We start from the raw sequence: 18,452 nt of genomic DNA, 5'->3' as shown, positions 1-18,452 counted from the left end.
CCTCCTGCACGCCTGCTTCGGTGACTTTCGGCCCTAGAGTGCCGGTGGGGCGGGGGCCAGTCTTGAAGGGCAGGAAGACCCTTTCACGACAAGCAGGAAGTGCGGCCATGTCATCCCAGAAACCCATCGCCGTGGGCACCAACGATTCAGCCCAAAGCCAGGCCGCAGTCTTGTGGGCTGCCCGCCGTGCACACGACGCCAAGCTGCCCCTGGTGATCCTCCACGTCGTCGATGACCGGTGGATCGCCGAGCCCTACCCCTGGTTCGGGACCCTGCAGCACGCTGGCGAGGAACTCCTGAAGACCGCCGCCGGGCGCCTTGAAGGATCCGTCCCGATCACGCCCGCCACGGAAATGCTCACCGGGAGCGTGGGCGGATCGTTGGCCAAATACTCCAAGAAGGCCTCCATGATGGTCATCGGCTCCGGGAGCGGGCACCTTGGCGGCACACTTGCCGACCGGGCGCTCCAGGTTGCCACCGCCGCCAAAGTCCCGGTCGCCGTCATCGGAACCCAGGACCTGGAAGGCAGGACAGGCGTGGTGGTGGGCGTGGATGGATCAGCGGAATCAACCCAGGCCGTCGCGTTTGCCGCCGCCGAAGCAGACCGCCATGGTGACGAACTCACGGTCGTCTACGCCGTGAATGTCCCGAATCCGGTCGTCGATGCCGGCCTGACACCCGGCGCCCTCGCTGACCTGATCGTCGACGAGGAACGCATCGTCCTCTCCGAAACCGTCGCCGGGCTCAAGGAAGACTACCCGGACCTGACGGTTCACCAACTCCTTGTATCCGACAAGGGCCCGGTGGACGCCCTGGTCGAGGCCGCCGCAGGGGCGCGCCTCCTGGTGGTGGGCAGCCGCGGAAGGGGCGCGTTCAAGCGCCTGCTCCTTGGTTCCACCGCCCACGGCGTGCTCAAGCACCTTCCCTGCCCGACCATCATTACCCGGACCCAGGCCATGAAGGACACCGACTAGCCGCAGAGCCTGCAGGTCTTCCCACCTGTCCATGACCCCACCCGGAAGGTCCGGCGCCATGAAAAAACCCGCCGCAATCATCATGCTGATCCTTGGGATCCTGCTGGCACTCCCGGGCCTTGCGGCACTGGCAGGAGGCGCCGTGGCTTCCGCGGTGGGGTCGATCCAGGGAGACGGATTCCTCACGTCCGGTACGTCGCGGTTCTCCGTGAACTCATTCGCCCTGACTTCCCCCCGCGGCGACACCATGGCGCAGGAAGTGCCCGGCCGGCTTCCCTTTGACATTGGGACCCTCCGGCTGCGGGCAGAATCCGAGACGCCCGGCAAGGCGGTCTTCATCGGCATCGCACCGCAGGCCGACGTCGAAAAATACCTCGCCGGCGTGCACCACTCCGAACTGCTCAACGTCTCCCAGCGGCCGTTCCGGGCCGATTACCGTGATGTTCCCGGGACCAGTCCTGCCGCGCCGCCGGCGGAGCAGGGCATGTGGAGCGCCTCGGTTTCCGGCTCCGGCCGGCAGGAACTCACCTGGAACCTGGCTTCGGGGGCCTGGGAAATCGTGGTGATGAACGCTGACGCCTCGTCCGGCGTGGACGTCCAACTGCAGGCCGGCTTCCACTCAGACCTCTTCCGTCCGGCGGCCACGGCACTGCTGGTGGCAGGGATTATTGCCCTGCTGATCGGGATACCCCTGATCATTGCCGGCGCGGCAGGGCTGGGGCGGCATGCAGGTCCCCCAACGGGCGGCCCGCCGGCGGGAGCACCGGCAACCGCAGGCCCGGCGATGGCCATGGCCGGGCCCGGCCAGGCCGCCGGACCAGCGCAACCCGGCACACCGGCGCAATACGGGGCATACCGTGAACCACAGGCCTTCGCTCCGGTGCCGGTTCCCCCACGGGCTACCCGGCGAGGCTGGTCGGCGAACTGGATCCAGGCCTCTCCCGCTGGTTATGGCTGGTCAAGTGGTTCCTGGCCATCCCACACTTCATCCTGCTCTTCTTCCTCTGGTTCGCCTTCGTCATCACCACGATCGTGGCAGGATTCGCCATCCTGTTCACCGGCCGCTACCCGCGGGCACTGTTCGACTTCAACGTCGGCGTGATGCGCTGGAACTGGCGGGTGGCCTTCTACGCCTACGCCGCCGTCGGCACCGATCTCTACCCGCCTTTCACGCTGAGGCGCACCAACTATCCTGCCGACTTCGACGTGGACTACCCTGAGCGGCTCTCCCGCGGCCTGGTCCTGGTGAAATGGTGGCTCCTGGCCATCCCGCATCTTCTCCTCGTGGCCGCATTCGCGGGCACCACGGGCGCCGTATGGCGGTGGGAGGCAGGGAACGACATCATCGGTGGCACGTATGAACGCGGATCGGGCCTGTCCCTCCTGGGCCTGCTGGTGCTGATTGCGGCGGTCATCATGTTGTTCACCGGCCGCTACCAGCGTCCATTGTTCGATTTCATCCTCGGCGTGGACCGCTGGATCTACCGGGTCCTGGTGTACACCTCACTGATGCGTGACGAGTACCCGCCCTTCCGGCTGGACCAAGGTGCCGGTGAGCCCGGGTTGTCCCTGGCCGCTCCCCCGGCGGGCCTTCCACCCGCCGCGGCCGGGCCGCCGCCGGCGGGCGGGCCCCAAAGCGTGGGGCCTGCGCAGTGACCTTCGCCCCTACCTTCCGGCCGCCGGGACGGACGATGATGGGCGTGACCAGCCGGGTCCAATGAAGGAGCAGACATGAGCGTTGCCGGGGCACCGATAACCAGCATTGTGGTGGGCGTCGATGGATCGGAGGCGTCCGTTGAGGCCCTCCGCCAAGCCCAGCGGATGGCCGTCCCGTTGGGCGCCAAGGTCCAGGCAGTAGCCTGCTGGGACTACCCCCAGGTGTATACCGGCTACGTGATGATGGGCGTGGAAGGCTTCGAGGAAGGCGCTAAAGCAGTCCTCGACGACGCCGTAAGGCAGGCCTTCGGCGCCGACACGCCGTCGAACGTCACCGCCACCCTGGTCCGGAGCCATCCGCGGGAGGCGTTGATCAACGCCAGCCGCGAGGCTGACCTGATCGTGGTGGGCCGCCGCGGGCACGGCGGGTTCGGCGGCCTGCTCCTGGGCTCGGTGAGCTCCGCCGTCGTCGCCCATGCCCATTGCCCGGTCCTGGTGGTTCACACCCCGGAGACCAACGCCGCCGGTTCCACGGCCTCCTGACGGCGACGGCGCCAACAACCACCAGAGTGCCGGGCGGGTGACGGCAAGTGCCGGCGGATGACATACGACGACGGATGCTCGCCCTGGCGGTCGCCGGCGCCTTGGTGGTGCTCGCCGTCGCCCTGGTCCTGTTTCGTCCGGCACCGGTGGCCGGCCCGCCGGAACCGTCCCCTTCGGGGTCTTTGGCCGCACAGCCCACCGTCCAGCCCACCCTGTCCGCGTCTGCCAGCGCGGATGCCGCCCCCGGCAGCGCACCGCCTACTGGAACGGACACCCCTGAAGCGGGCGAAACCCCGGTGGAACCCCCGGTTACGGTGCCGGCGGCGGAGCCGGGGCCCTCCGAGATACCTGAAGCACCTGCCGAACCGGCTAATCCCCCGCCGCCGGCACCGTTTCCCGAACCCCTCCGCGGCCAGGACCTCACCGTGATTCCCGGGGCAGGCCGCACCATCGCACTGACCTTCGATGCCGGAGCCAACGCCGCGGGGCTGCCAAAAATCCTGTCCACCCTCGCCGCCAAGGGTGTTGCCGGCACCTTCTTCCTGACCGGAAACTGGGCTGCCAACAACCCGCAGGGAGTGGCACGGATTGCCGCGGCCGGGCACCGGGTGGCAAACCATTCCATGACGCATCCCGGCTTCACCGGACTGGCAGGGGACGCCATCGTCAACGAAGTGCGAAGTGCCGAACAGGCCATCCTTGCGGCCGGCGCCGATCCCAGACCCCTGTTCCGGTTCCCCTACGGCGAACGGGACGCCCGGACCATCGCGGCTGTCAACGCCCTGGGATACGTGGCTGTTCGATGGACGGTGGACACCTTGGGGTGGAAGGGAACCAGTGGCGGCGCCAGCGTCCAGTCGGTGGCGCACCGTGTCCGGGCCGGGCTGCAGCCCGGGGAGATCGTCCTGATGCACATCGGTTCAAACCCTGACGACGGCACCACGCTCGACGCGGACGCCCTTGCCCAGGTCATCGACCGCATCAGGGCCGCAGGATACGGTTTTGTCACCCTCGAGGCCCCGCTGGCGCGCTAGGATCCGGCCGGAACGGGACTAATGGCTCTGCCTGCGCCCACCCCGCAATCCAATACTGGAAGGGAAGGCAGCCGGTTGGCGGCGGCCTTTCGTGAATCGGAGGTCGGGGGAAGTGTACGGCTGGAACGACGGCATGGGCCTGTGGGGCTATGCCCTGATGAGCATCAGCATGGTGGTGGTCTGGGGAGCGATCATCACCGGCATTGTGCTGCTGGCACGGTCCTTGCGTGCCCCCTCCCCGCACAATCCACAGCCTCCGTCTCCGCGGATGGCCGAAGACCTGCTGGCGGAGCGTTTCGCCCGCGGGGAGATCGACGTTGCGGAGTACCAGAACAGGCTGGCCGTCCTGCGCGGCCACCCGGGCACCTGAGCCAAAGCCGCCGGCAGGAAACGGACACGGGGAGCCCATGATGCCTCTTTCCGAATTCGAGAAAAGGGAACTCGAAATGATCGGGCACGGCCTGGAGCAAGACGACCCCAGGCTCGCCGTCCTGCTGAACCACGACGCCTTCGCCCTGTCCCGCCGGACCAGCTTCCGGCGCGCAGTGGTGCTTTTCGCGGCCGGGCTTTGCATCCTCCTGCTTGGCCTGGTATCCCACGCCCCCGTCATTGGTATTGCCGGCTTCACGGTGATGAACGGCGCCGGGTACTGGGCCATCAAAGATCTGCACTGGTCGCCGCGGAAGGCAGCCCCGCACCCCACCCGGATGGAAGGCACCACCAGCGAATAGCAGGACGACGGCGGCGTCCCGGCTGCGCAGGCCCGGGTCCCGGGCGGCATCCGGCCAGGCGTGGGGCCACGCCGGTCAACGTCCCAGCGGGCCGGGTCCCCAGCGGGCCGGCGCTTCAGGGCTTCAGGGTCGCTTCAGGTCAGTGCCGTGGCGTCGGTCCGGAGACTTCTTCCGGGGCACCGGTTTCCGCGGCGTGGACCACCAGGACCGGGCAGTGGGCGTGGCTGACGAGGGTGGAGCTGACCGAGCCAAGGACAAAGCTGCCGTGGCCCCGCCGTCCCACGATCAGGAGGGACGCGGAGCGGCTCGCGTCCAGGAGAACCGGGCCGGGCTTCCCGCGGACCACCCGGGAGTGTACAAAGGGCGGCGCCTGTCCGAATGCGTCCCGGATCGCCTGGCCCAGCACCTGCTCGGCGGCGTACTTGAAACCCTCGATGCCGACGGCCAGGTAAATCCCGTAACCGGCCGGGACATCCCAGCACGCCCATGCCTCGACCGGAGCGCCCAGGGGTTCAGCCACTGCCCGCGCCACGCGCAAGGCCGCGACGGACGCGTCGGAACCATCAACTGCGACGATAATCCTGGGGCGCCGTTCAGGTGCCGCAGACGGCCCTTGGTTCCCTGCTGTTGCCACATTCCCTCCCGTTGCCCTTCGGACCAAGCGTGGACCGGAGGCGGCCGCCGGACTAGGGCCAAAAGTCATGGCGGCATGCAGCCGCGGCAAGGTGCGGACCATGCGCACGGTGGTGGCAGTACCGGCGCGGCGGACTTTGGTCCCTTCCGGCGGGGCCGGTTGCGGGTAAGAATGGGGTGTGGCCGCTCCGGGAGCTTGCCCGCACAGGTGTGGTTTGGTCCTGCAAGCGTTTGGGAGCGTGGGTGCACATGCATGAAACTGCCGGCGGTGAAGCCACCGGGTCCTCCGGGCCGGTCCGCGTGTTCATCCTTGATGATCATGAACTTGTCCGGCAGGGCCTGAAGGACCTGCTTGAGGGCGAGGGTTTCGTGGTGGTTGGCGAAAGCGGCTCGGCGGCCGAGGCCACGCGCCGCATCCCGGCCCTGCACCCCGATATTGCCGTCCTTGACGGGCGCCTTCCCGACGGCACCGGAATCGAGGTGTGCCGTGATGTCAGGTCCCTTGATCCACGCCTGCGCTGCCTGATCCTCACAAGTTACGACGACGAGCAGGCCCTGCGCGGCGCCGTCCTCGCCGGCGCGTCCGGGTACATCCTGAAGCAGATCAGGAGCGATGACCTCCTGGCCGGCATCCGGAGGGCAGCGGCGGGCGAGTCCCTGTTTGAACCGGGCGTTGAGCAACGGATCATCGCGGGCCTTTCCACTGCACCCACGGACCCCCGCCTGGACGGCCTGAGCACCCAGGAGAAGAAAGTGCTCGCCCTGATCGGCCAGGGCCTGACCAACAGGCAGATTGGCGATGAACTGTTCCTGGCGGAAAAGACGGTCAAGAACTACGTCTCGTCCATCCTGGCCAAGCTCGGTTTCGAACGGCGGACGCAGGCCGCCGTCTACGTCACCCGGAACAGTACGGACGGCGCCTGAGCGGGTAGACCAACAGGGGTGCCGCATTTCCGGTCACCCGCGAATTCAGGACAGGCGGGCAACCCATTTCACTGACGTGCCTTCGCCGGGAATGCTGTTGATGTCGCAGCGGCCGCCAATAAGCCCGGCGCGGTAGCGCATGTTGGCAAGCCCGCTTTCTGTGGCGGGTTCACGGAATCCGTGGCCGTTGTCATCGATGCACAGCTGGACGTCATCGTCGGTAACGGTGAGGCTGACCTGGATCTCCTCGGCACCGGAATGCCGCAACGCGTTACTGAGCGCTTCGGAGAGCACGGGCAGCAGTTGGGCAGCCACATCTTCCCTGACCGAATCCACCGGACCGTCAAGGGACACCTTGGGAATCAGTCCGTAGCTGCGCGAGCTTTCCCGGACAACCCGGAGGATCCGGCCGGTGAGGGGCTCCCGTTCCACGTCCGCCGTGCGAAGCGAGTAGATGGTGTCCCGCAGCTTGCGGATGGTGTCGTCAAGTTCCTTGGTGACCGCAGCGATTCGCTCATGGGCCACGGGGTCCGTGGTGAAGCGTCGCAGGCTTTGGATGCTGAGGCCGGCAGCAAACAACCGCTGGATGACAAGGTCGTGCAGGTCGCGGGCAATCCGTTCCCGATCCGTCAGGAGCAGGTCCTGCTCGCGCAGGGCACTCACGCGGGCCAGGTCCAGGGCCAAGCCGATCCTGCTCCCAAAGATGGAACTGGATTCAGCGTCAGCCTGGGTAAAAGCGGCAGCTCCGTGGGCACGGGCCAGGACAAGCACCCCGTTGCCGCTGTTGCCGTGCCCCAGTTGGCACACAAGGACAGGGCCCAGCTTTTCGGCAACCGGGTGCTCAAAGACCTGCCGCGGCTCCGCAGCCACGAAGGATTCACCGCTTGCGAAGACTCCGGTTACTGCACTGGAGACCACCAGTTCCTGCCCCGCCTTGATGCCCTGCACGCCGAGGCACGACCGGCACCGGAGCACGCCGTCACTGGACGGGACTCCGATGACCGCCACCGAGGCTCCGGATACCTTGAGGGCGGTCCCGGCCACGATATCCAGGCTTTCCGCATCCCCTGCGTGGGGCTCCATGATCAGTCGGCTGCTCAGTTCCATGCCCACCTCCAGCCATTTCTGCCGGCGGCTGCTGTCTTCGAAGAGGCGGGCGTTCTGGATCGCGACCCCGGCTGCGGCCGCCAAGGCCACTGCTAGGTCTTCGTCTTCCTGCGTGAAATCAACCCCGCCCTGCTTTTCGGTCAGGTACAGGTTTCCGAAAACCTCGTCCCGGACGCGGACCGGCACACCCAGGAAGGTCCTCATCGGCGGATGGTTGGGTGGAAAACCCGACGCTATGGGGTGCTGGCCAAGGTCATGAAGGCGCAGCGGCTTCGGTTCGCGGATCAGCAGCCCGAGGACGCCGTGCCCGGTGGGCAGGTTGCCGATGGAACGGATGCCCGCCTCATCGATTCCCACCGTGATGAAGTGGCTGAGCCGGCGGTCTTCGCCAATGACGCCAAGCGCCCCGTACCCGGCACCCACCAAGGCGCAGGCAGACCGCACCAGCCGGTCCAGGACGGCTTCCAGGCTCAGGTCCTCCGCGACGGCAATGACGGCCGCCAGGAGGCCGTTGATCCGCTCGCGGGTATCCAGCAGTTCGTCGCCCCTGGCTGTGAAATCCCGCAGCAGGTCTTCCATTTGGTCCCGCATTGGGGACCGCCACGGCTGCTCAGTGCTCACGTCCCACCTCCGGCGGCAAAAGCCCGCATGGGAGCGGGGCCCCTGGCGCGAATCAAGTGTTCCAAGACATCCTCTGGGAGTAGTCTAGGGCGCCGCGTCAACGGCAGGCATTCCCTGCCGTGGACGCGGGAGCCCGGTTCACCGCCGCCAGCCCCCTGCACCGGCGGGACCTTCTCCCCTACCGGGCGGATGATCGCGGACCTAGGCTACGGCCATGAACACAGCAGGGGCAGATTCGGAAATCAAGGAACTCGGTGTCCACGATTGTTGGAAACTCCTTCATTCCACCTCCGTTTGCAGGATCGCGTTCATGGACGGCGACTCGGTCGAGAACTTTCCCATGAACTTTGTCACCACCAACGGAACGCTGCTGATGCGGACGGGTGGTGCAACCAAACTTTCCTCCTTCGACGGCAAGGCGGTGGCTGTTGAGGCGGACGGCATGAACCAGTACGGAACCATCGCCTGGAGTGTCATCCTCAAGGGGCACGCCACCGTGGTTTCCGATGCGGAAGAGACCCAGGACGCCATGGATGCCGGACTCTCGCCGTGGCAACCGGGCCAGAAGAACACCCTGGTCCGGGTGACGCCGCACGACATCAGCGGCCGGAGGTTCGTGATCGCGGCACCTACGCATTGGTGGCCGCCGCGGGAGCGTGCAGCGGACTGACGATCGCGGCGGCCAAGAACACGCTTTTCCTCCGCGCCCCATCCACCCACGACACTCCGAAGGATGCCCCCCATGGCACCTGCCAAGCCAATCGCCGTCGGCATGACCAACACACCGGCGTCCGGCGCCGCCCTGATGTGGGCCGCCGCACGGGCCGACAGGCTCAAGGCCCCGCTCGCCGTCGTCAACGTGGTGGATGACCGGTGGATGGCCTCCGAAGTGCTTCCCTATGTTGAGGTGTTGCGTGAATCAGGCCTGGGCCTGCTCAAGGAGGCGGGCGAGAAGGTCAGCGCCGCCTACCCGGGGCTGAGCCTTTCGCTGCAGCTCCTCGAAGGAGGGGTGGGCTCGGCACTGGGCGCGTACTCGAAAGAGGTCGCCATGCTGGTCCTTGGCAGCAGCGGCCACTCACGTGGCGCACTGACAGACCGTGCCCTCCAGGCTGCTGCCACGGCGGAATGTCCGGTTGCGGTCATCGGCGAGGGGCAAGACGCCGGCCGCGGCGTGGTCGTTGGGGTGGACGGATCCGAGGAGTCAACGCAGGCGGTGGCCTACGCCGCTGCCGAGGCTGATGCGCTGGGCGAGGAGCTGACGGTCCTCTACGCGTTCACCGGCCCCAACCGGTGGATCGCGGCGGGGCTGCCCTCAAGCAGTTTTGCCACCCATGTGCTCGAGGAGGAGCAGATTGTCCTGGCGGAAACCGAGGCGGCCCTGCGGCAGGACTACCCTGACCTCACCGTGCACACGGTGATGGAAACCGTCGTCGAGCCCGCGGCAGCCCTGGTGCGGGCCGCCTCCGGGGCACGCCTGCTGGTGCTGGGCAGCCGGGGCAAGGGCGGCTTCGAGCGGCTGCTGCTGGGCTCCACGGCCCACGCCGTGCTGGCACAGCCGCCCTGCCCCACCATCATCACGCGGATGCACCCAGCGCCGCACGGCGATTGAGCGCGCCCGCTTGGTGGAGCATGCCATGCCGGCCGCCGGGAAAGCCGGGCCGTCCGCCCCCGACGTGGAGGCCCGCCGTGCCCGTGAAGGGCTGACCACCGGTGAAGTCCGGGACCGGACCGCTGCCGGCCGGATCAACAGCGTGCCCACGGACACCAGCCGAACAATCCGGGCGATCGTCCAAGCCAACGTGTTCACTCTCTTCAACGCCGTTGTGGGCGGCTGCTTCATCCTGCTGTTCGTCCTGGGCCAGTGGCGGGACGCCCTCTTTGGGTTGTCGGCCATCAGCAACTCGTTGATCGGGATAGTCCAGGAGTACCGGGCCAAGCGTTCGCTCGACCGGTTGGCCATCACGCAGGCGGCGACGAACACGGTAATACGAAACGGCGCACGGGAGCGGATCCCGTCGGCGGGGCTGGTCCCGGACGACACCGTCGTGCTGGCAGGCGGCGACCAGGTCACCGCTGACCTCCTGCTGCTGGGCGGAGCCTCACTGGAGGTGGACGAATCCTTGTTGACCGGCGAATCCGAGCCGGTTCCCAAAATTGACGGCGCGGTGCTGCTCTCCGGGTCCCTGATCCTGGCGGGCAGTGGCCGGGCCACCGTGCTCAGGGTTGGGCCGGACACGTTCGCATACCGCCTCGCGGCGGAGGCACGCCGGTTCTCGCTGGTCACGTCGGAGATCCGCAGGGGCCTGGGGAAGGTCTTCGTCGTCATCACATGGTTGCTGCTGCCCGCTGCGCTGCTGCTGGTAAACGCGCAGATGCAGGACCGGGGCGGGTGGACGGGTGCCTTCGGCTCAGGGCGGTGGATTCCCGCTGTGGTGGGGGCGGTGGCCGGGATCATGGCGATGATTCCCCTCGGCCTCTTGCTGATGACCAGCGTGGCCTTCGCTGTTGGCGGCCTCCGGCTGGCCCGCCAAAAGGTCCTGATCCAGGAACTGGCGGCCGTGGAAGTGCTGGCGAGGGTGGATGTCCTGTGCCTCGACAAGACGGGCACGCTCTCCTCGGGCTCCATGGTGTTCGACGCCGTCCACGCTCAGTGTGCCTCCCCGGCGGCCCGCTGGCAGCCGGTGCTGGAGTGGTTCGGCGCCCAGTCGGAAGGCGGCAGCACCGCTGCGGCCATTGGTGCGGCTTTTCCCGCAGCCCCGCCGCTGAAGGAACTGTCCGCCGTGCCTTTCTCCTCCGCCCGAAAATGGAGTTCTGTCACTGTGGGGCCGGAATCCGGCGCCGCCGGCACGTGGATCCTCGGCGCGCCGGACGCAGTCCTCGGAGGCTCCCCCGGTGCGCGGCGGCACACAGGGAGGCCGCCGCCCTGGCGTCCACCGGCCTTCGGACGCTGGCACTGGCCTACCTTCCGGACATCCTGCCGCCGGACGCCGCAAGTGCGGGGCTCCCCTCGACGCTGGAGCCAGTGCTGCTGATAACTTTCCGCGAAAGAATCCGGGCGGACGCCGCCGCGACACTGGACTACTTCCGACGGCAAGGCGTCACCGTCAAGATCATCTCCGGTGACGACCCCCGGACGGTGGCGGCCCTGGCACGGGGAGTCGGCTTCGGCAATGGGGCCGCATACGACGCACGCCATCTTCCCGGGGATCCGGCGCAACTGGAGGACATAGTGGACGCGCAGAACCTCTTTGGCAGCGTCACGCCGTCCCAAAAGCGGGATCTGGTCAAGGCCCTGAAGCGGCGCGGGCACACGGTGGCCATGACCGGAGACGGCGTAAACGACGTCCTGGCACTGAAAGAGGCGGACCTGGGCATCGCCATGGACTCGGCCTCGCCGGCCACCAAGGCGGTGGCCCGGCTGGTTCTCCTTGACGGCCGCTTCGAAAGGCTGCCGGCGGTGGTGGATGAGGGGCGCCGTGCGATCAGCAATATCGAGCGGGTTTCCTTGGTGTTCCTCAGCAAGACCGTCTACGCCACGGTCATCTCCGTGGTGTGCGGCATCCTGCTGCTGGCCTTTCCGTTCCTGCCACGGCAGTTGTCCGCACTCGACGGCTTGACCATCGGCCTGCCGGCCTTCTTCCTGGCCCTGCAGCCGGGCGGCGAGCGCTACGCCCCCGGGTTCCTCCGCCGTTCCCTGTCCTTAGCCGTTCCGGCGGGGTTCTGCACCGCCGCGTGCGTGTTGGCCGTCAGTGCACTCGCCACAGGCTTCGGCGGGCACACCCGGGAGAACGCGCAGTCCGCAGCCACCGTGACTCTGGGACTGTTGGCCGCGTGGATCCTGGTGATGGCGTCCCGGCCGCTCAACGGCACCAAGGTCCTGATCCTGGCCGGTATGTACGCGGGCCTGGCCCTCCTGTTCAGTGTGCCCCTGACCCGGCATTTCTTCCGGGTGGACTGGCCTCCCCCGGGCCTGCTGGCCCTCGCGGTCGGGGTTGGCCTGGCAGGCTGCGCGGCCATCGAAGGGGTGGGCCGGTTTACCCGGCGCAGGCGCACCCGTGCGGAGTGAACCGGGGCTGGGACCTTGGACTCTGGCTGCTGCACCGCCAACAGGGGATGGTGGAAATGCCGGGCCATCCGGTGGTCCGGCATTTCCACTTGAGCAGGAGGCAGTAATGACTGACCTGATGAAATGGTTCGATTCCCGGCGCTCACCCCTGGACGTCATCGAACGGCTTTTTGAAGGTGACATGGGAACTTCCGCCATCCGGGTGGAGGAGATGGTGGACGGCAATACCCTCGTAGTGCGGGCTGAGCTGCCCGGCATCGACCCCGAAAAGGACGTGGACGTCACCGTCGCCGACGGCGTGCTGTCCATCAAGGCCCAGCGGGAGGAAAAGACGGAACACAAGGACAAGGGCAGTTACCGCTCCGAGTTCCGGTACGGGTCCTTCGTCCGGCGTATTCCGCTCCCCGGCGGCGTCCAGCAGGCGGACGTCACTGCCGCCTACAAGGACGGCGTCCTCGAGGTCCGTGCCCCAATGCCTGACCAGGCGGTCGAAGCCAGCGCGTCGAAGATCCCCATCACCAGGGGCTGAGCAGCGCCAGGAGGACGACGCCGGTGCCTGGCCCCGCGGGGACCAGGCACTGCTGTGTCCAGCGGCTTAGGACGCGTTACCGGCCGCAGCTTCGGCTGCGGCGATGACCGGAACTGTTTTGACGTAGGTGTCAGGGTTCAACGAAACGGAGTCGATGCCCTGGCCGACCAGGAATTCGGCAAGGTCCGGGTGGTTGCTGGGCCCCTGCCCGCAGATTCCGATCTTGATGCCGGCCGCGTGGGCTTTGTGGATGGCCTCGGCAATGAGCGCCGTCACGGCGGGGTCGCGTTCATCGAAGAGGCCTGCCAGCTCCTCGGAGTCGCGGTCCACTCCCAGGACCAGCTGGGTGAGGTCGTTGGATCCGATGGAGAAGCCGTCAAAGCGCTTCGCGAATTCTTCGGCCAGGACCACGTTGGAGGGGATTTCGCACATCATGTAGAGCTGCAGGCCGTCAGCGCCACGGACCAGGCCGTGCTCCGCCATCGCCTCAATGACCTGGTCCGCTTCGCCTACGGTGCGGCAGAAGGGGACCATGACGATGACATTGCGGAATCCTGACTGCTCCCGGACCCGTTTGAGGGCCATGCACTCCAGGGCGAACCCTTCCCTGTAGTGGTTGCTGTAGTAGCGGGAGGCGCCCCGGAAGCCAATCATGGGGTTCTCCTCCGGACGTTCGAAGAACCTACCGCCCACCAGGTGGCTGTATTCGTTGCTCTTGAAGTCGCTGAGCCGGACGATCACCGGTTTCGGATGGAAGGGAGCGGCGATCTTGGCGATTCCCGTCGCCAGCACGTCCACGAAGTACTCCTGCGGGTCGTCGTAGCCGCGGGTGAGCTGCCTGATGAGGTCTGCTTCCTCCGGATCGGTCACTTTTTCCGGATGGACCAAGGCCATGGGGTGGACGCGGATCAGGCTGTTGATGATGAACTCCATCCGGGCCAGTCCCACCCCGGCTGCAGGCAGCCGCCACCATTTGAACGCCGCGGCCGGGCTGGCGATGTTGACCATCACATCCGTTCGGGTGGCGGGAAGGCCCGCCATGTCCACATCCTCCACCGAGTACTCGAGCAGTCCTTCATAGACGCGCCCCTCCTCCCCTTCCGCGCAGGACAAGGTGACCGGGGCGCCGTCGGACACTATCTCCGTTGCGTTGCGCGTCCCGACGACGGCCGGCACGCCAAGCTCACGGCTGACGATCGCGGCGTGGCTTGTGGTGCCGCCATGGTCGGTGATGATGCCGGCGGCGCGCTTCATGACCGGCACCCAGTCGGGGTCGGTCATTCGGGTGACCAGCACGGATCCGTCAACGAAAGACTCGATGTCCTTCGCATCGCGGATCACGCATGCCGCCCCCTTGGCGATGGCATCGCCAATCGCAGCCCCGGTTGCCAGGACGGGGCCTGGGTGCAGGAGGTGGTAGGTCCGGAAGGTGGAGGTGCTTCTGCGCGCCTGGACCGTTTCGGGCCGCGCCTGCACCATGAAAAGGTCACCAGTCAGGCCGTCTTTTGCCCACTCCATGTCCATCGGCCGCCCGTAATGCTGTTCGACGGCGGCGGCCCACCGGGCCAGGAGGACAATTTCCGGATCGCCAAGCACCAGCGAGCGCCGCTCGCGTTCGCTGGTGTCAACGGTCCGGGTCCGTGCGTCCCCGCCCTGGCTGTACACCATCTTGCGCTCCTTGGCGCCCACGGCCCGTTCGATGACGGGGCTGAACCGCGGGTCGGCCAGCAGCGGCTTGAACACCTGGTACTTGTCCGGGTTGATGGTGCCCTGGACCACGGTCTCCCCCAGCCCCCAGGCGGCGCTGATCACCACAACGTCGGGAAAGCCTGATTCGGTGTCGATCGAGAACATCACCCCGGAGGCGCCGACGTCGGACCGGACCATCCTCTGGACCCCTACGGAAAGGGCGACGTCCAGGTGGTCATAGCCCTTCATCTCCCGGTAGCTGATGGCACGGTCGGTGAACAGTGATGCGTAGCAGCGCCTGCAGGCATCAAGGACGCCGCGCTCGCCCGCCACGTTCAGGAAGGTCTCCTGCTGGCCGGCGAAGCTGGCATCCGGCAGGTCCTCTGCCGTGGCGCTGCTGCGCACGGCCACGGGCACCTGGGCCTGCCCCGTCCGGCGGCACAGGTCACGGTAGTGTTCCTGGATGTCTGCGGCGATGGCGTCGGGAAAACTCGCCTGCAGGAACAGTTCCCGGATGGCTGCGCCCGCCTGGCGAAGCGTTGCCCGGCCGGCGCGGTGGTCATCCATGTGCTGCCGGATCCTGGGTTCCAGGCCGTTGGCTGCCAGGAAGGTCCGGTAGGCGGCGGCAGTCGTGGCGAACGCTTCGGGAACCCGCACTCCCGACGATTGAAGGGACCGGCTCAATTCACCCAGGGATGCGTTCTTCCCGCCCACCGAAGGTATGTCTGCGAGCCCGGTGTCTTCGATCCAGGTGACATTGACGTTGGCCAGGACGGCTTCTGCGGGGGCGCTCATGGCTCGATTCTGGCCTCCGCCGGGCAGGGCAGGCAGAGTCTTAGGTCCCGGCACCGGCCCCATCGGCGGGAGAGGTACTTACGCCACGGAGGACCCCTGGGCCGTCCGCCGACGGTTCCGGACAGCTTTGTGGATCCAGTCGGCTGCCAGGACGGCGGGGGCGGCGAGGAGCGCGAGGGCAATGCCCATGGGGGTGGGCGGGGCCTGGCCCAGCACGGCCGCAAGATAGGGCAGGTAGAGGCAGGCTGCCAGGATGGCCAGTTCAGCCAGCACGGCCCACACCAGCAGCCTGTTGGTTCCCCAACCCAGCTTCCACGGCGGCACGGTGGCGCTCCGGCACGCAAAGGCGTTGGCGAGCTGCCCCAGGACCACCGCCATGAAAGCGGCACCGGATGCGGCCGCCAGGAGGCCGGGAGCCGGTGGTTGCCCCCGGGTCCAGCCGCCGGCGGCGAGGACAGCGGCGAACACCGCCATTTCGGTCATGGCCTCCACCGGACCGAGGATGCAGAAAACCCTGATGATCAGCCGCCTGTCCATGAGGTGCCGGCGTTCGGGCGGACGGGACAGGACTCGTTTGCCCGGCGCCTCCGCCCCGAGCGCCAAGGCAGGCAGCAGGTCGGTGCCAATGTCCAGGGCAAGGATCTGGAGCACCCCCAATGCGAGCGGAAACTGGCCGCCGGAGAGTGCCCAAATGACGAAGGGGGTCAGTTCCGCCACGTTGTCAGTCAGGTGGTAGGTGAGGAAGCGGTGGATATTGGCGTAGGTGGCACGGCCCTGCTCGACGGCTGCGACGATGGTGCCGAAGTGGTCGTCAAGGAGCACCAGGTCCGACGCCTCCCGCGCCACGTCGGTCCCGCTGAGCCCCATGGCGACGCCGATATCGGCTTCGCGGAGGGCAGGGCCGTCGTTGACGCCGTCGCCGGTCATTGCAACCACATGCCCGCGGGCCTGCAGGGCCTTGGCGACGCGGAGCTTCTGCTCGGGCGACACCCTGCTGACTACTACCCCGTCCCGGTCCAGGAGGGCCCCCAGAACCTGGTCGTCCGCGGGAAGGTCCGAACCTTCAAGGACACATTCAGGCGATCCGATCAGGCCGATTTGGCGGGCAATCGCTGCAGCGGTCCCCGGGTGGTCGCCGGTAATCATGGCGATCTTCAGGCCGGCCCGGCGCGCAGTCCCGATCACGTCGACCACATCGGGGCGGGGCGGATCCTGGAGGCCAATCAGGCCGAGGAGCTCCAGCCCGGTTTCAAGGTCGGCCGGCGTGCCGGTCTGCCATGTTTCCGGCACTCCCCCTAGTTTCCGCCGCGCCACGGCGATGACGCGCAAGCCACGTGATGCCATCACTTCCACGTGTTCCTTGACGTAAGGCGGCACGGAGCCGCAGACCGGGAGCACAGTTTCGGGGGCGCCCTTGCAGAACAGGTCCGCTCCCACAATGGCCGATTCCCGGCGCCGCACCGGGTCGAACGGCAACCGGCGCGCGGGGGGCGCCCCGGGTCCGGTTCCAGTCAGCCTGCGGGCCAGGACGTCCAGGGCTGCTTCCATCGGATCGCCTTGGGCGCGCCACTGCCCGCCGTGCAGCACCGCCCGGCCCTGCGATGCGGCCCGTGCTGCGAGCGCGGCGGCGGCCGCCTTGTCCACTCCGCGTCCCTGCACGTCCGCATCGGGGCCGTAGCCGTCGCCGGTCACCTGGACGGAGCCGTCCGCGGTGAAGACCTCGACGGCGTTCATCCGGTTCTGGGTCAGGGTGCCGGTTTTGTCGGTGCAGATGAATGTCGTGGACCCGAGGGTTTCGACTGCTTCGAGGTTGCGCACCAGTCCCTTGCGTGCGGCCATCCGCTGTGCGCCCATGGCAAGGGAGAGGGTCACGGTGGGCAGGAGACCCTCCGGTACCAGCGCCACGGCAACGCCAATGGCGAAGAGGAACGAATCGCGCCATTGGAAACCCACCAGCAGTGATGCCAGGAAGAAGACGGCCGCGATTCCCAGCGCCATCGCCGCGGTGACCCGGACGATCCGGCGCAGTTCCAGGGACAGCGGCGTGGGGGGCGACACCGCTTTGCTGGTGAGGTCGGCGATTCCGGCCAGCCTGGTGTTGGCGCCGGTCGCCGTTACTGTCGCTTCCCCGTAGCCGTTGACCAGGAAGGTGCCGCCCCAGACCTGGTCTCCCGCCGCTTTGGGGACCGATTCGCTTTCGCCGGTCAGCATCGATTCATCCACCGCGCACGCCGAGGCCAGCATAAGGACCATGTCGGCGGGGAGCCGGTCTCCGGCAGCGAGCAGGACCACGTCGTCCACCACCAGAGCGCTGGCGTGGACCCTCTGCACTTTCCCGTCCCGGCGGACCATGACGTCGGCCGGCAGGAGGGCGCGCAGCTTGGCTGCGGCGTGCTGGGCGCGTTCCTGCTGGATGTGGGCGAACACCCCGTTGACGATCACGACGACGACGATCGCCACCGCCAGCTGGGGCATGTCCGCAATGAAGGCCAACCCGGCGGCGCACCAGAGCATCAGGGCGAAGAAATGCGTCATCTCGGCCCAGAGCTTCCGCCATTGCGGGACGGGTTTTTCAGTGGGCAACTGGTTGGGGCCGGCCTGCTTCAGGAGTTGCGCGGCCCTTTCAGACGTCAGCCCCTCCGCGGTCCTCACACAGCGTCCGCCTCCGGGCCCACCAGGAGAACGGGGCAGGCGGAGTGCGCTGCGCACGCCTTGGTGACGGACCCCATCGACTGTTTGAGGAGGCCGCCCTCTCCATGCCTGCCCACCACCAGCATCTGCGCCCGCCGGCTTTCGTCCACCAGCACCTTCGCCGGTGGCCCGAACTTGACGTCCACGTCGACGTTCTCCGGCCGCTCGCCAGGGAAGGCCCGGCCCAGGGCATCCTCCACGAGGCGTTCGGCGGCGTCTTCAAGCCTCGCGGTGAACTGCCGGTCTGCCCCCTCGAGGCGCGAGGTCACCAGGTAGTCGGGCATCCCCACGCATGTGATGACCTCCAGGCGGGTCCCCAGGCGGGCGGCCAGCTTGCCGGCATACCGCAGGGCGGCGGAAGAATATTCGGAACCATCCACGCCCACGATGACGGGCTTGGCCACTGTTTCTGCGTTCATACCACCACGTTCGCCGTTGGTGCATTTCGTGGGAAGGGCC

The 18,452-nt window shown here is 67.5% G+C and carries 18 protein-coding genes; 13 read left to right on the top strand and 5 right to left on the bottom strand.

Annotated elements, in window-relative coordinates:
* Window positions 1–107 precede the first annotated feature (107 nt).
* From ACX5I6_RS14185 to ACX5I6_RS14155, 7 genes are all read left to right on the top strand, one after another.
* Window positions 108–974: a universal stress protein gene (locus tag ACX5I6_RS14185; RefSeq protein WP_461840887.1), complete on the top strand. Its 867-nt coding sequence runs from the start codon at window positions 108–110 to the stop codon at window positions 972–974.
* A gap of 58 nt (window positions 975–1,032) precedes the next feature.
* On the top strand, window positions 1,033–2,076 hold the full coding sequence (locus ACX5I6_RS14180; RefSeq protein ID WP_461840886.1) for a hypothetical protein: 1,044 nt from the start codon (window positions 1,033–1,035) through the stop codon (window positions 2,074–2,076).
* A complete protein-coding gene (locus ACX5I6_RS14175; protein WP_461841724.1) occupies window positions 1,962–2,630 on the top strand; it encodes a DUF4389 domain-containing protein in 669 nt (222 codons plus the stop codon). The genes ACX5I6_RS14180 and ACX5I6_RS14175 overlap by 115 nt, the downstream gene beginning before the upstream one ends.
* A 75-nt stretch (window positions 2,631–2,705) precedes the next feature.
* Window positions 2,706–3,173 (top strand): universal stress protein, encoded by a 468-nt coding sequence (locus tag ACX5I6_RS14170; RefSeq protein WP_461840885.1) that lies wholly within the window; start codon window positions 2,706–2,708, stop codon window positions 3,171–3,173.
* Window positions 3,174–3,220: 47 nt separating this feature from the next.
* Window positions 3,221–4,207 (top strand): polysaccharide deacetylase family protein, encoded by a 987-nt coding sequence (locus ACX5I6_RS14165; protein WP_461840884.1) that lies wholly within the window; start codon window positions 3,221–3,223, stop codon window positions 4,205–4,207.
* Between the two features lie 112 nt (window positions 4,208–4,319).
* Entirely contained in the window at window positions 4,320–4,577 is a 258-nt protein-coding gene (locus tag ACX5I6_RS14160; RefSeq protein ID WP_461840883.1) for an SHOCT domain-containing protein, read from the top strand.
* Window positions 4,578–4,617: 40 nt separating this feature from the next.
* On the top strand, window positions 4,618–4,938 hold the full coding sequence (locus ACX5I6_RS14155) for a DUF3040 domain-containing protein (RefSeq protein ID WP_461840882.1): 321 nt from the start codon (window positions 4,618–4,620) through the stop codon (window positions 4,936–4,938).
* 139 nt (window positions 4,939–5,077) lie between these two features.
* On the opposite strand, the gene ACX5I6_RS14150 is transcribed toward ACX5I6_RS14155, so the two are convergent.
* On the bottom strand, window positions 5,078–5,572 hold the full coding sequence (locus ACX5I6_RS14150; protein ID WP_461840881.1) for a universal stress protein: 495 nt from the start codon (window positions 5,570–5,572) through the stop codon (window positions 5,078–5,080).
* A gap of 248 nt (window positions 5,573–5,820) precedes the next feature.
* Here ACX5I6_RS14150 and ACX5I6_RS14145 point away from each other — a divergent pair, with 248 nt between their 5' ends.
* Window positions 5,821–6,495 carry a response regulator gene (locus tag ACX5I6_RS14145; RefSeq protein ID WP_461840880.1) on the top strand — a complete coding sequence of 225 codons (675 nt, stop codon included), beginning with the start codon at window positions 5,821–5,823 and terminating at the stop codon, window positions 6,493–6,495.
* Window positions 6,496–6,540: 45 nt separating this feature from the next.
* Here the strand turns inward: ACX5I6_RS14145 and ACX5I6_RS14140 are convergent, their stop codons facing one another.
* A complete protein-coding gene (locus ACX5I6_RS14140) occupies window positions 6,541–8,193 on the bottom strand; it encodes a GAF domain-containing sensor histidine kinase (RefSeq protein ID WP_461841723.1) in 1,653 nt (550 codons plus the stop codon).
* A 244-nt stretch (window positions 8,194–8,437) separates the two neighbouring features.
* On the opposite strand from ACX5I6_RS14140, the gene ACX5I6_RS14135 reads away from it, so the two are divergent.
* From ACX5I6_RS14135 to ACX5I6_RS14115, 5 genes are all read left to right on the top strand, one after another.
* Window positions 8,438–8,893 carry a pyridoxamine 5'-phosphate oxidase family protein gene (locus tag ACX5I6_RS14135; protein ID WP_461840879.1) on the top strand — a complete coding sequence of 152 codons (456 nt, stop codon included), beginning with the start codon at window positions 8,438–8,440 and terminating at the stop codon, window positions 8,891–8,893.
* A 72-nt stretch (window positions 8,894–8,965) separates the two neighbouring features.
* Window positions 8,966–9,832 carry a universal stress protein gene (locus tag ACX5I6_RS14130; protein ID WP_461840878.1) on the top strand — a complete coding sequence of 289 codons (867 nt, stop codon included), beginning with the start codon at window positions 8,966–8,968 and terminating at the stop codon, window positions 9,830–9,832.
* Window positions 9,833–9,857: 25 nt separating this feature from the next.
* Window positions 9,858–11,255, top strand: coding sequence for an HAD-IC family P-type ATPase (locus tag ACX5I6_RS14125; RefSeq protein ID WP_461840877.1), 1,398 nt, complete (start codon window positions 9,858–9,860; stop codon window positions 11,253–11,255).
* Complete coding sequence (locus ACX5I6_RS14120; protein WP_461840876.1) at window positions 11,246–12,289, top strand: HAD-IC family P-type ATPase; 1,044 nt, start codon at window positions 11,246–11,248, stop codon at window positions 12,287–12,289. Before ACX5I6_RS14125 ends, ACX5I6_RS14120 begins: the two co-directional genes overlap by 10 nt.
* A gap of 106 nt (window positions 12,290–12,395) precedes the next feature.
* Window positions 12,396–12,818: an Hsp20/alpha crystallin family protein gene (locus tag ACX5I6_RS14115; RefSeq protein WP_461840875.1), complete on the top strand. Its 423-nt coding sequence runs from the start codon at window positions 12,396–12,398 to the stop codon at window positions 12,816–12,818.
* A 66-nt stretch (window positions 12,819–12,884) separates the two neighbouring features.
* On the opposite strand, the gene ppsA is transcribed toward ACX5I6_RS14115, so the two are convergent.
* The 3 genes from ppsA to ACX5I6_RS14100 all read right to left on the bottom strand — a co-directional run bounded on the left by ppsA (window position 12,885) and on the right by ACX5I6_RS14100 (window position 18,412).
* Window positions 12,885–15,302: a phosphoenolpyruvate synthase gene (gene ppsA / locus ACX5I6_RS14110; RefSeq protein ID WP_461840874.1), complete on the bottom strand. Its 2,418-nt coding sequence runs from the start codon at window positions 15,300–15,302 to the stop codon at window positions 12,885–12,887.
* Between the two features lie 78 nt (window positions 15,303–15,380).
* Complete coding sequence (locus tag ACX5I6_RS14105) at window positions 15,381–17,954, bottom strand: cation-translocating P-type ATPase (RefSeq protein ID WP_461840873.1); 2,574 nt, start codon at window positions 17,952–17,954, stop codon at window positions 15,381–15,383.
* Window positions 17,951–18,412: a universal stress protein gene (locus tag ACX5I6_RS14100; RefSeq protein WP_461840872.1), complete on the bottom strand. Its 462-nt coding sequence runs from the start codon at window positions 18,410–18,412 to the stop codon at window positions 17,951–17,953. Before ACX5I6_RS14100 ends, ACX5I6_RS14105 begins: the two co-directional genes overlap by 4 nt.
* Window positions 18,413–18,452: the final 40 nt, after the last annotated feature.

It is taken from the genome of Arthrobacter sp. MMS24-T111, from assembly GCF_054888995.1.
Note: the sequence above shows the minus strand (reverse complement) of the source record. Positions and strands in the feature narration are given on the sequence as shown.

Coding starts and splice junctions, on each gene's coding strand:
- ACX5I6_RS14140 (WP_461841723.1), bottom strand. CDS start 8,193: ATGCGGGACCAAATGGAAGACCTGCTGCGGGATTTCACAGCCAGGGGC.
- ACX5I6_RS14185 (WP_461840887.1), top strand. CDS start 108: ATGTCATCCCAGAAACCCATCGCCGTGGGCACCAACGATTCAGCCCAA.
- ACX5I6_RS14135 (WP_461840879.1), top strand. CDS start 8,438: ATGAACACAGCAGGGGCAGATTCGGAAATCAAGGAACTCGGTGTCCAC.
- ACX5I6_RS14155 (WP_461840882.1), top strand. CDS start 4,618: ATGCCTCTTTCCGAATTCGAGAAAAGGGAACTCGAAATGATCGGGCAC.
- ACX5I6_RS14180 (WP_461840886.1), top strand. CDS start 1,033: ATGAAAAAACCCGCCGCAATCATCATGCTGATCCTTGGGATCCTGCTG.
- ACX5I6_RS14145 (WP_461840880.1), top strand. CDS start 5,821: ATGCATGAAACTGCCGGCGGTGAAGCCACCGGGTCCTCCGGGCCGGTC.
- ACX5I6_RS14100 (WP_461840872.1), bottom strand. CDS start 18,412: ATGAACGCAGAAACAGTGGCCAAGCCCGTCATCGTGGGCGTGGATGGT.
- ACX5I6_RS14170 (WP_461840885.1), top strand. CDS start 2,706: ATGAGCGTTGCCGGGGCACCGATAACCAGCATTGTGGTGGGCGTCGAT.
- ACX5I6_RS14125 (WP_461840877.1), top strand. CDS start 9,858: ATGCCGGCCGCCGGGAAAGCCGGGCCGTCCGCCCCCGACGTGGAGGCC.
- ppsA (WP_461840874.1), bottom strand. CDS start 15,302: ATGAGCGCCCCCGCAGAAGCCGTCCTGGCCAACGTCAATGTCACCTGG.
- ACX5I6_RS14115 (WP_461840875.1), top strand. CDS start 12,396: ATGACTGACCTGATGAAATGGTTCGATTCCCGGCGCTCACCCCTGGAC.
- ACX5I6_RS14130 (WP_461840878.1), top strand. CDS start 8,966: ATGGCACCTGCCAAGCCAATCGCCGTCGGCATGACCAACACACCGGCG.